Origin of the sequence: Pseudomonas sp. B10(2017), assembly GCF_002113295.1 — a bacterium.
In the GTDB taxonomy this organism is placed as follows: Bacteria; Pseudomonadota; Gammaproteobacteria; order Pseudomonadales; family Pseudomonadaceae; genus Aquipseudomonas; species Aquipseudomonas pudica.
In genome coordinates this window covers 1-10,353 of sequence record NZ_NEJU01000007.1, presented here as the reverse complement: position 1 = coordinate 10,353, position 10,353 = coordinate 1, and the positions used below count along the sequence as shown (strand labels likewise).

Here is a 10,353-nt window from a genome sequence, read left to right as displayed (position 1 = left end):
TATCGCTGGGGCCGCGTTGCGGCCCGATCGCGACACAAGGCCGCTCCTACAAGGGGTCTGCGCAGTCCAGCAAATTGTTGTCACCCGACCAGGGCGCGTACGCAGAAGTACAGGATCGACGGGCCCATCAGGCAGCCCAACCCGGTATGGAAGGTGGCTGTCAGTGCCCCGTACGGCACCAGGCGCCGATCGGTCGCCGCCAGCCCGGCCGTCACCCCCGACACCGTTCCCGCCAACCCGCCGAACACCATCGCAGACCGTGGGTTGTCCAGCGCCAGCAGGCGCGCCGATACCGGGGTGAACACCATCACCAGGATCGCCTTGATCAGCCCGGTGGCAATCGACAGCGCCATCACGTCCGAGCTGGCCCCCAGCGCCGCCCCGGTCACCGGCCCGACGATATAGGTCACCGCACCCGCACCGATGGTGGTCATGCTCACCGCATCACGGTAACCGAACGCGTAGGCCACCGCCGCGCCGACAATGAACGGCAGCACCGTGCCGAGCAGCAGCGCCACCGCGCCGATCATCCCGGCCCTGCGCGCCTCGGTGGCCTGCACCTCGAAGGCCGTGGCGACAATGGCGAAGTCGCGCAGCATGGCCCCGCCCATCAGGCCGATGCCAGAGAACAGCGCCATGTCGGCCAGGCCTTTCTGGCCACCGGTTATGGTGCCACCGACCCAGGCCAGCACCAGGCCGATGACGATGGCGATGGCCGAGCCGTGCACGCGGCCGAAGGTCAGGTACTTCGACAGCACCACCGACAACCACATGATCGCGCCCACCACCGCGAAGGCAGTGATCAAACCGTTATGTTCCAGGGCATTGTCAATGATCGGCCACATGATCAACGCCCTCCTGCAGGGGCAGCCTGCACATTGCTTTCGGGGCCGGCCTTTACTGCCGGCAGGGGTTCGCCGCGGTGGCTGCGGCTGATCAGGGCAATGGTCGCACCGCACACCAGTACCGCGCCCACTGCCGCCAGCAACGCCACCGGCCCGCCGTGCAGGGCGGTGACCACGTTCTGCTGGGCTGCCATGGCCACCACCACCGGGATGTACATTGCGCCCCAGAACCCTACGCCGAACTCGCATTCCTTGCTCATGCCGCCGTTGCGGTGCATGTACAGGCGTGCGCAGATCAGCAGGATCATGGCGATACCGACCCCGCCCACATTGGATTTGACGCCCAGCAGCACGCCCAGGAAGTCGCCGACGATGACGCCGGCAAGCGTGCAGACCGCCAGCAGTGCCACACCATAGATGATCATTGTTGTTGTCCTCAGGTAGTGTCGAAGTTGCTTGTTGTTGTTCTTCGTAAACACACTTTTGTGCGGCTATCGCGGTCATTGTGGGAGCGGGCGTGCCCGCGAACACGGGCGACGCCCGTGCCATTCACCGAGGTGCCTGCTTCGCGGGCACGCCCGCTCCCACAGGGGTCACCATCCGCCGCAGTGCCGCTGTCATCGTTCGTTAGCCACCTCCTGGCGCAGCAGCGCATCCAGGGTGTCCCAGCGGGTGCCTTCAACAGCAACCACCCTGCCCTGTTCGAACACCGGTCGGGCCAGCCCGCCGAGCACGTTGCCGGGCGGCAACTCCAGGTGCAGACGCACGCCACGCTCATAGGCGTTGCGCAACGTGGCACGCCAGTTGACCAGCCGCGCCATGTTGCCGGCCAGGTCGTCGCGCAGACGCTGTGGGTCGAACACCGGCCGTGCGCTGCTGCCGCTGAGGTAGGTGATACGCGGTCGCTGCAACTCGACCGTGGCGAAGGCACTGGCCAGTTCGGCCGCGGGGCCATCCAGCAACGGGCAATGCGACGGCACGCTGACCGCCAGCCTCCGGGCCACGCCCTGGCCCAGGCGGCGTACCCTGGCGGCAACCTCAGCCATCGCGTCATCGCTACCGGCGATGACGATCTGGTTGTCGCTGTTGAGGTTGGCGACATACACCTCGCCGCCTGTGTCGCTCAACAAGTGTTCGACGCAGGCCAGGTCCAGGCCGCTGAGTGCGGTCATGCCATAGCCTTGCGGATAGGCGCGCTGCATCAGTTCGCCACGCAGGGCAACCAGGCGCACGGCATCGGCAAAGCCCAGGGCGCCCGCCGTGACCGCTGCCGGATAGGCGCCGATCGACAACCCCGCCACGTAATCCGGCGCGGGACTGCGCTGCATCAGCCAGCGCGCCCAGGCCACGCCAGCCAGCAGCAGACACAGCTGCACGGCACGGGTCGTCTGCAGGGCCTGCTGGCTGTCCAGCGCCAAGGCCTGCTGGCCGAGGGTGTCACTGGCTTCTTCCAGCAATTGCCCGGCACCCTCGGGCAGGCGCTGCAGCATGCCCACCTGCTGAGCGCCCTGGCCGGGGAAGGCGAACAGGCTGCTCATGCGGCACGCTCCATCACTGCCCATGGGTCGCTGACCAGGCATGGGCCATCGGCCGACTTGAGCAGCACGCGGCGGGCGAAGCCGGCCCACTCGCGCAGGGCGACAGCGCCCGCCGGGGTTTCCAGCTGCAGGTCGATACGACAAGGCGCGCAATCGAGAATATCCAGCAGCGCACGCGCCTGCGCCCGGGCCAGTGGTTGTGGCGTGCGCAGCAGCAAGTCCAGGTCGCTCTCGGCGTGTACCACCTCCATACCGGTGGCGAGCTGATACCCCACCCCACCTGTCGGCCCCCAGGCCAGGCCGCTGGCATCCAGCACCGGGGCGACCGAGGCCAGGGCCTGCAATGCAGGCCAAGGGCTTTCCGCTTGCCAGCGCAGCGCTTCGGGGCCTTGCTGACATTGGATATCGGCCAGCCGCATCAGTACGCCCGACCGCTGCGCCCTGCCCTGGCCACGCAGCCCTACCGCCACCCAGCCGTCCGCACAGGTGGCACGGCGCACCACCACCGGCTGGCCGCTCAGCAGCACATCCTGCGCCCAACGCGGAGCATCGACAGGCAGGCCAGATACGGGCATGCCCCAGAGCAGGTCGTGTGGCCTTGGCGCGTTCATTTCAAGCGCCCTGCCACTGGCGACGCAGCTGTTCGCGCACCTGGCGCGAGGCGCTGCGGTTTTCGCCCGCCAGCCGCGACGACAAGTCGCTCGAGCTGCCGATGTCGCGCACCGCATCTGCCAGGCAGGCACGTACCTGAGCGATGTCGGCACTGCTAGGCGTCTCGGCGTTGTCCACCGTCAGGCGGCGCCACAGCAAGCCAAGCGAGGCGTAGCTGGCAAGGTCGTAGGCCATTGGCGGCACCTCGGCGGCCAGGGCTTCCAGTTGCTCGACGCTGCGCAGGGTGATGCGCGCCGCCGCAGCCTTGCCCATGGCGTGCACCATGACCCCGGCATCGTCCAGGGCGATCAGGCGCTGGGCCTGGTAACCGTGCGCCAGGAAGGCACCAGACATGGCCTTGCCGACCAGCAGGCCGATCACCGGGTGCCCCGCCAGCCGTGCCTGGGCATAGGCCTGCACCGCAGCAGCCAAAGCCTGGTGGATCCCCAACGCCTCCTCACGGCGGCCATAGGCCTGGCTGGGCACGTCGATCACCGCGACGATGGCGCGCTTCTGGCCATGGCGGTCGGCCTCGATCGCTTCGCCCACGGCCTTGGCCAGGCCCCAGCCTTCCAGCAGGCCGACTTCGCCCGAGCGCGCACGGGGGAACGGGTTTTCGGCGTCCGGCACCACGGCGATGAAGCGCGCCAGGCGGTTGTCCAGTTCGCCATCCATTACCCGCAACGACGCGGGGTAGCCTGGCAAGGCTTGCCCGCCGGCCAGGCCCGGCAGCCAGTTCAAGGCACGGTTCATTCGGCATCTCCTTGGTAAAGGTCACGCACGGCAGCGGCATCCAGTTGCGGGCAGCCATCACCCAGCCGGGCCAGGCGTTGGAGGAACCAGGCGTGTTGACCGGCGCGATCCGTTGAAGGCTCGTCGAGCAATTGCAGCAAGCGTTCGCGCAAAGCCTCGATGTCATCGGCCACATAGGCGTCGACCAGGCCGCTGGCGTGGCGCTGCTCGCCGCCGGTCAAACTCCAGATGAAGGGGCGGTCCTTGGCATCGTATTCACCGATGCCCGCTTCCTGCTCGATCACCTGCGGGCCGTTGAGGCCCAGGCGGGCTTCGCGGGTGACCAGCAAGTGGCTGCACAGGCCGGCGGCGATGGACATGCCGCCGAAACAGCCGACCGACCCTGCGACCAGGCCGACTACCGGCTGCCAGGCGCGCAGCTCGACAATCGCCGCCTGTATTTCGGCAATCGCCGCCAGGCCCAGGTTGGCTTCCTGCAGGCGTACACCGCCGGTTTCCAGCAGCAGCACGGCGCAGGTGGGGATGCCGTTGCGATTGTCTTCGATGGCCAGTTCCAGCGCACCGGCGATCTTGGCCCCCCCCACCTCGCCCATGCTGCCGCCCTGGAAACCGCCTTCGATGGCGGCAACCACAGCGTTGCGCCCGTTCAGCAGGCCCTTGGCGATGACCACGCCATCATCGGCCTGGGGCACGATGCCCTGGCGCGGCAGCCAGGGTGACATAAGCCGGTCGAAAGGGCCCAGCAGTTCACGGAAGCTGCCCGGGTCGAGCAAGGCGCGGGCGCGTTGGCGGGCGCCGAGTTCGACAAAGCTGCGGCTGTGCAGCAGGCGCGCGATATCAGTCATGGGCGATCTCCTCGAAGCCTTGCTCCAGGCGCAAGCGCACCACGCCTGGGGTGGCGCCGAAATCATGGATGTCGATGTTCACGGCCGGCCAGGTGCGGCCCTCGAACAGGCGCTGGAACAGCTGCGCCCAGCGGGCAGCGCTGCCGTTGACCGAGGTCACCACCTGGATTTGCAGGCTGCCGGCGGTGCCGGGTTCGATCAGCACTTCAAGGTCGCCGGAGCTGACGCAGCCCACCAGCGTGCGGCCACGCCCAGGTGCGGCGGCGGGGAATTGAAAGGTCAGGGTTTCCATGTCACAGGCTCCCGGCTTTGTCGAGGAACAGGCAGGCGGCCAGCAGATCGGCGGCGCCGCCCGGTGAGGCATTCAGGTGCAGCAGGTGCTGGTCCAGCCGGCGCAGCTGCCGGCGCCCGGCCAGCGTGGCGCTGCCGCCTTCGCTCAGCACGGTACGGGCGCCGTGCTGGACGGCAGCCAGCCCGGTCGGGCCGCTGCGCCAGAGCACGCAGGTATCGTTGAGCACGGCCATGATCGCCAGCAGCGCGTCCAACCGGGCGTGCGGCTCGCTGGTACCGGCGGCGCGGCTGCGCTGCAGTTGCGGCAGGCCGTGGCCGATAACCGCCGGGAAACCTTGTTGCGCCTGTTCGCGGGCACCGCCAGTGCCATAGCGGCGGCGTACCTGCAGGCCATGGCTGTCTTGGGTGGTCATGGCGGGATCGTCGAACAGTGCGATGCGACCGGCACGGGCAGCCAGGGTGCTGGCATCGGCCTGGGTATCGAGGGCCTTGGATGCTACCAGCAGGCCGAGGGCCCAGATTGCGCCGCGGTGGGTGTTGACCCCGCCGGTGGCGGCCAGCATTGCCGCCTCGCCTTCGCGGCCGAGCTGGCCCAGGGTGGTGCGCAGGGGCTGGCCGAGGGTGCCGATGGCCTGAGCGGCTTCGGCCATGTTGCGCAGGCAGGGCCACAGGGCCAGGGCCGAGGCATGCATCAGGGCCAGGGTCATGTCGTGGTGGGCGCCGTTGCCACGGCGGTCGACCAGGCCGGGTTTGGGGGACAGGTCGGCTTCGTCGATCAGGGCTTCCACGGCCAGGTCGGCCAGGTGGTCGGCCAGGGGTAATTTGGTTGCCTGCGCTGGCCTCTTCGCGGGTAAACCCGCTCCCACAAGGATTGCGCAATTTCCAGATGCATCACTATTGCTGTGCTTGCGAAGAAGCCCACGCGGTTGCAAGTCGAGTGCTTTCATCACCAGCTCCTGAACCGTGCAGGCGGGTTGTAGAGGCCGCCGGACCATTCGACCAGGTCGGCGATGCTGCGCGCAGCCAGCAGTTCGCGGCTGGCGTCGGTGCGGCGGATGCCGAGGTCTTCGGGCAAGGCGACCAGGCCTTGCTGGCGCAGGCGCTGAGTGTTCTTGGGGTCGTGCCGCAGGCCGATGGCGGTAACCCCGGCCACGGCGGCGATCATCTGCTGGCGCTCTTCCAGGCTGCGGGCCTTGTACAGGTAGGCAATGCCCTCCTCGGTCAGCAGGTGGGTGACATCGTCGCCATAGATCATCACCGGCGCCAGCGGCATGCCGGCTTTCCTGGCCACTTCCACGGCATCGAGGGTTTCCACGAAGGTGGGCTTGCCGCCTTCCTGGTAGGTCTCGACCATCTGCACCACCAGCTTGCGACCGCGTTCGAGCATGGTTTCCGGCACGGTCATGTCGAGCCAGGCCGGGGTCGCGTGGCGCCGGCCACGGGGGTCGTGGCCCATGTTCGGGGCACCGCCGAAGCCGGCCAGGCGGCCGCGGGTCACGGTCGAGGAATGGCCATCGCCATCCACCTGCAGGGTGGCCCCGATGAACAGGTCGACAGCGTACTGCCCGGCCAGCTGGCACATCATGCGATTGGAACGCAGCGAACCATCACGGCCGGTGAAAAACACGTCCGGGCGCTGGGCGATGTAGTCCTCCATGCCCAGCTCGGTGCCGAAGCAATGCACGCTTTCCACCCAGCCGGTCTCGATGGCCGGAATCAGCGTCGGGTGCGGGTTGAGTGTCCAGTTGCGGCAGATCTTGCCCTTCAGGCCCAGGGACTCGCCATAGGTAGGCAGGATCAGCTCGATGGCGGCGGTGTTGAAGCCAATGCCATGGTTCAGCGACTGCACCTGGTGTTTTTCGTAGATGCCGCGAATGGCCATCATCGCCATCAGCACGTGCACCGGCTTGATATGGCGCGGGTCGCGGGTGAACAGCGGCTCTATATAGAAAGGCTGGTCGGCAACCACCACGAAATCGACCCAGGATGCCGGGATATCGACCCGCGGCAGGTCATCCACACGGTCCACCAGCTGGTTGACCTGGGCAATGACGATGCCGTCGCTGAAAGCGGCCGGTTCCACCAGTGCCGGGGTGTCTTCGGTACTGGGGCCGGTGAACAGGTTGCCATCGCGATCGGCCATGAAACCAGCCACCAGGGTGACGTTGGGGATCAGGTCGACCAACAGCCGCGAGTACAGCTCGATATAGGTGTGGATGGCGCCGACTTCGAGCAGGCCGTCTTCCAGCAGTTGGCCAATGCGCAGGCTCTGCGGGCCGGCGAAGGAGAAGTCGAGCCTGCGGGCGATGCCACGTTCGAACAGGTCCAGGTGCTCGGCCCGGCTGACGCTGGGCATGATCATGTGCAGGTCGTGCAGGCGCCCAGGGTCGACCTTGGCCAGCGCGCGGGAGAGGAAGTCGGCCTGCTTCTGGTTGTTGCCTTCTAGCACTACCCGGTCGCCGGGAGCCAGCAGCAGTTCAAGGGCTTCGACGATTCGCTCGGTGGGCAGCACCACGCCGTCGGCGAGGTGGCGGACCCGGTCAAGGCGACGCTGCTTTTCGGCGCGCCGCCGCGACCATTGCGGCGGTGGATTCTTGGTTGTTGTCATGGTGACTCCACGGGTTCGCTGTCGTGGGGGTCACCTTAGGGCTGGGGTGGTTGCGCATCAATCAAGCTCAGGCATTGATCGTTACGGTCAGGGTAACGATTTAGCATATGCGCTGTCGCTCATGACCCTATCGTAGGCAAGCCAGCTCCCACAGGTACAGCGCAGGCCTTGAAGGTTGTGCGGTATCTGTGGGAGCTGGCTTGCCGGCGATAGGGCCAGCCCGGCCAACCTGAAACCTTGCTAGAGTGGCGTTATCGCCACACAAGACAAAAATGCAGAATCCCCCTGCAGATTTGTCGATTGTGCAAGGCAAATTCGCATGACAGGATCCTGCGATCCTCCAGCGAACTCCAGACTTCACTTGGAAAATCAATAACAAAGCAGGGAGAACGCAATGACTGCGCACGCTCATACCTCGGCAACAGACCATGTGCTGGCCGAGGTCCGCAACCAGGTCGGCCACCTGACCCTGAACCGCCCCGCCGGTCTCAATGCCCTGACCCTGGACATGGTCCGCAGCCTGCGCCAGCACCTCGACCTGTGGGCCGATGATCCGCACGTTCGCGCCGTGGTACTGCGTGGCGAGGGCCCCAAGGGCTTCTGCGCCGGTGGCGATATCCGTTCGCTGCACGACAGCTTCAAGGCCGGCGAAACGTTGCATGAAACCTTCTTCGTCGAGGAATACGCCCTTGACCTGGCCATCCACCGCTACCGCAAGCCGGTGCTGGTGCTGATGGACGGCTTCACCCTCGGTGGCGGCATGGGCCTGGCGCAGGGCTGCGACCTGCGCGTGGTCACCGAACGCAGCCGCCTGGGCATGCCCGAAGTGGCTATCGGCTACTTCCCGGATGTGGGTGGCAGCTACTTCCTGTCGCGCATCCCCGGCGAACTGGGCACCTACCTGGGTGTCAGCGGCACGCAGATCCAGGCAGCCGATGCACTGTACTGCGGCCTGGCCGACTGGTACCTGGCCAGCGACCAGCTGGCAGCCCTCGACCAGGGCCTGGACCAGCTGCGCTTTGGCGACCACCCCCTCAAGGACCTGCAAAACCTGCTGGCCAGGCTCGGCACCCAGGTGCTCGCCGATGCGCCGCTGGAAAAACTGCGACCGGTCATCGACCACTTCTTCGCTCTGCCGGACGTGCCTGCCATCGTCGAGCAACTGCGTGCGGTGAGCATTGGCGACAGCCACGCCTGGGCCGTGGCCACCGCCGACCAGCTGGAAAGCCGCTCGCCGCTGGCCATGGCGGTTACTCTGGAGATGCTGCGCCGGGGTCGCCAGCTGGGCCTTGACGACTGCTTTGCCATGGAGCTGCACCTGGACCGCCAGTGGTTCCAGCACGGCGACATCATCGAAGGCGTGCGCGCGCTGATCATCGACAAGGACAAGCAACCACGCTGGAACCCGCCGACCCTGGCCGCACTGCAACGCCAGCGGGTCGACCAATTCTTCGAAGGCCTGTGAGCCCGGGAGTACACAGATGCAAGACCTGGAACTGAGCGAAGAACAGATCATGATCCGCGACATGGCCCGGGACTTTGCCCGTGGCGAGATCGCCCCGCATGCACAGGCTTGGGAAAAGGCCGGCTGGATCGACGATGGCGTGGTGCGCAAGATGGGCGAACTGGGCCTGCTGGGCATGGTGGTGCCGGAAGACTTCGGCGGCAGCTACACCGACTACGTCGCCTACGCCCTGGCGGTGGAAGAAATCGCCGCCGGCTGCGGCGCCACCGGAGCGATGATGAGCATCCACAACTCGGTGGGCTGCGGCCCGCTGCTGGCCTACGGCACGGCAGAACAGCAACAGCAGTGGCTGCCACGCCTGGCCACCGGCGAGGTGATCGGCTGCTTCTGCCTGACCGAGCCACAGGCCGGTTCCGAGGCGCACAACCTGCGCACCCGCGCCGAGCTGGTGGATGGCCAGTGGGTTATCAACGGCGCCAAGCAGTTCGTCAGCAACGCCCGCCGCGCCGGGTTGGCCATCGTTTTCGCGGTGACCGACCCTGAGCTGGGCAAAAAGGGCCTGTCGGCGTTCTTGGTGCCCACCGACAACCCGGGCTTCAAGGTCGATCGCAGCGAGCACAAGATGGGCATCCGCGCTTCCGACACCTGCGCGGTCACCTTCGACAACTGCCGCATCCCTGCCGCCAACATCCTCGGTGAGCGTGGCAAGGGCCTGGCCATCGCCCTGTCCAACCTCGAGGGCGGCCGTATCGGCATTGCTGCCCAGGCACTGGGCATTGCCCGCGCCGCGTTCGAGGCGGCGTTGGTCTACTCGCGTGACCGGGTGCAGTTCGGCAAGCCGATCAACGAACACCAGAGCATCGCCAACCTGCTGGCCGACATGCAGGTGCAGGTGAATGCCGCGCGCTTGCTGATCCTGCATGCCGCACGCCTGCGCAGCGCCGGCAAGCCGTGCCTGTCGGAGGCCTCGCAGGCCAAGCTGTTCGCTTCGGAAATGGCCGAGCGGGTGTGCTCGATGGCGATCCAGGTGCATGGCGGCTATGGCTACCTGGAGGATTACCCGGTGGAGCGCTACTACCGCGATGCGCGGATCACGCAGATCTATGAAGGGTCTAGCGAGATCCAGCGGATGCTGATTGCGCGGGAGTTGAAGCACTATCCGCTGTAATCAGACGGGATACAGGGGCCGCTGTGCGGCCCTATCGCCGGCAAGCCAGCTTGTGTCTTGAGAGGGGATTAGAATCTGAAGTGAGAGCGGTGAATGGCAAGCTGAATGCCAGAGGTGCCTTGAGCACGTGTGGGAGCACAAGCTGCCATTCACCGTTCCACTTTGGCGAGAGCCCGAACAGTTGGATGA

Annotated in this window: 11 protein-coding genes; 2 read left to right on the top strand and 9 right to left on the bottom strand. The window is 66.6% G+C overall.

Going from position 1 to position 10,353, the window contains the following annotated elements; translation table 11 throughout:
• Positions 1–80 precede the first annotated feature (80 nt).
• The 9 genes from madM to mdcA form a co-directional block, all read right to left on the bottom strand.
• Entirely contained in the window at positions 81–845 is a 765-nt protein-coding gene (gene madM, locus CAF92_RS10905) for a malonate transporter subunit MadM (RefSeq protein ID WP_024087229.1), read from the bottom strand.
• Between the two features lie 2 nt (positions 846–847).
• Positions 848–1,270 (bottom strand): malonate transporter subunit MadL, encoded by a 423-nt coding sequence (gene madL, locus CAF92_RS10900; protein ID WP_085600757.1) that lies wholly within the window; start codon positions 1,268–1,270, stop codon positions 848–850.
• A gap of 192 nt (positions 1,271–1,462) precedes the next feature.
• Positions 1,463–2,383: a malonate decarboxylase subunit epsilon gene (gene mdcH / locus CAF92_RS10895; RefSeq protein ID WP_085600755.1), complete on the bottom strand. Its 921-nt coding sequence runs from the start codon at positions 2,381–2,383 to the stop codon at positions 1,463–1,465.
• Positions 2,380–2,994 carry a malonate decarboxylase holo-ACP synthase gene (locus CAF92_RS10890; protein ID WP_085600752.1) on the bottom strand — a complete coding sequence of 205 codons (615 nt, stop codon included), beginning with the start codon at positions 2,992–2,994 and terminating at the stop codon, positions 2,380–2,382. Before CAF92_RS10890 ends, mdcH begins: the two co-directional genes overlap by 4 nt.
• A gap of 1 nt (position 2,995) precedes the next feature.
• The gene (gene mdcE, locus CAF92_RS10885; protein ID WP_085600750.1) at positions 2,996–3,787 is read right to left on the bottom strand and encodes a biotin-independent malonate decarboxylase subunit gamma; all 792 of its coding nucleotides are present in this window, start codon (positions 3,785–3,787) and stop codon (positions 2,996–2,998) included.
• Positions 3,784–4,632, bottom strand: coding sequence for a biotin-independent malonate decarboxylase subunit beta (locus CAF92_RS10880; protein ID WP_085600748.1), 849 nt, complete (start codon positions 4,630–4,632; stop codon positions 3,784–3,786). Before CAF92_RS10880 ends, mdcE begins: the two co-directional genes overlap by 4 nt.
• Positions 4,625–4,924 (bottom strand): malonate decarboxylase subunit delta, encoded by a 300-nt coding sequence (locus CAF92_RS10875; protein WP_024087234.1) that lies wholly within the window; start codon positions 4,922–4,924, stop codon positions 4,625–4,627. Before CAF92_RS10875 ends, CAF92_RS10880 begins: the two co-directional genes overlap by 8 nt.
• 1 nt (position 4,925) lies before the next feature.
• A complete protein-coding gene (locus CAF92_RS10870) occupies positions 4,926–5,870 on the bottom strand; it encodes a triphosphoribosyl-dephospho-CoA synthase (protein ID WP_085600746.1) in 945 nt (314 codons plus the stop codon).
• Positions 5,870–7,531: a malonate decarboxylase subunit alpha gene (gene mdcA, locus CAF92_RS10865; RefSeq protein WP_085600744.1), complete on the bottom strand. Its 1,662-nt coding sequence runs from the start codon at positions 7,529–7,531 to the stop codon at positions 5,870–5,872. Before mdcA ends, CAF92_RS10870 begins: the two co-directional genes overlap by 1 nt.
• A gap of 394 nt (positions 7,532–7,925) precedes the next feature.
• On the opposite strand from mdcA, the gene CAF92_RS10860 reads away from it, so the two are divergent.
• Positions 7,926–8,996, top strand: a complete 1,071-nt coding sequence (locus CAF92_RS10860) for an enoyl-CoA hydratase/isomerase family protein (RefSeq protein WP_046614365.1) — start codon at positions 7,926–7,928, stop codon at positions 8,994–8,996.
• Between the two features lie 16 nt (positions 8,997–9,012).
• Positions 9,013–10,164, top strand: a complete 1,152-nt coding sequence (locus tag CAF92_RS10855; protein WP_075045375.1) for an acyl-CoA dehydrogenase family protein — start codon at positions 9,013–9,015, stop codon at positions 10,162–10,164.
• The last annotated feature ends 189 nt before the right edge of the window (positions 10,165–10,353 follow it).

What these genes read in the sequence shown, in the direction of transcription:
- CAF92_RS10875 (WP_024087234.1), bottom strand. Translation starts at nt 4,924, where the DNA reads ATGGAAACCCTGACCTTTCAATTCCCCGCCGCCGCACCTGGGCGTGGC.
- CAF92_RS10870 (WP_085600746.1), bottom strand. Translation starts at nt 5,870, where the DNA reads ATGAAAGCACTCGACTTGCAACCGCGTGGGCTTCTTCGCAAGCACAGC.
- madM (WP_024087229.1), bottom strand. Translation starts at nt 845, where the DNA reads ATGTGGCCGATCATTGACAATGCCCTGGAACATAACGGTTTGATCACT.
- mdcE (WP_085600750.1), bottom strand. Translation starts at nt 3,787, where the DNA reads ATGAACCGTGCCTTGAACTGGCTGCCGGGCCTGGCCGGCGGGCAAGCC.
- CAF92_RS10860 (WP_046614365.1), top strand. Translation starts at nt 7,926, where the DNA reads ATGACTGCGCACGCTCATACCTCGGCAACAGACCATGTGCTGGCCGAG.
- mdcA (WP_085600744.1), bottom strand. Translation starts at nt 7,531, where the DNA reads ATGACAACAACCAAGAATCCACCGCCGCAATGGTCGCGGCGGCGCGCC.
- CAF92_RS10880 (WP_085600748.1), bottom strand. Translation starts at nt 4,632, where the DNA reads ATGACTGATATCGCGCGCCTGCTGCACAGCCGCAGCTTTGTCGAACTC.
- CAF92_RS10855 (WP_075045375.1), top strand. Translation starts at nt 9,013, where the DNA reads ATGCAAGACCTGGAACTGAGCGAAGAACAGATCATGATCCGCGACATG.
- mdcH (WP_085600755.1), bottom strand. Translation starts at nt 2,383, where the DNA reads ATGAGCAGCCTGTTCGCCTTCCCCGGCCAGGGCGCTCAGCAGGTGGGC.
- CAF92_RS10890 (WP_085600752.1), bottom strand. Translation starts at nt 2,994, where the DNA reads ATGAACGCGCCAAGGCCACACGACCTGCTCTGGGGCATGCCCGTATCT.
- madL (WP_085600757.1), bottom strand. Translation starts at nt 1,270, where the DNA reads ATGATCATCTATGGTGTGGCACTGCTGGCGGTCTGCACGCTTGCCGGC.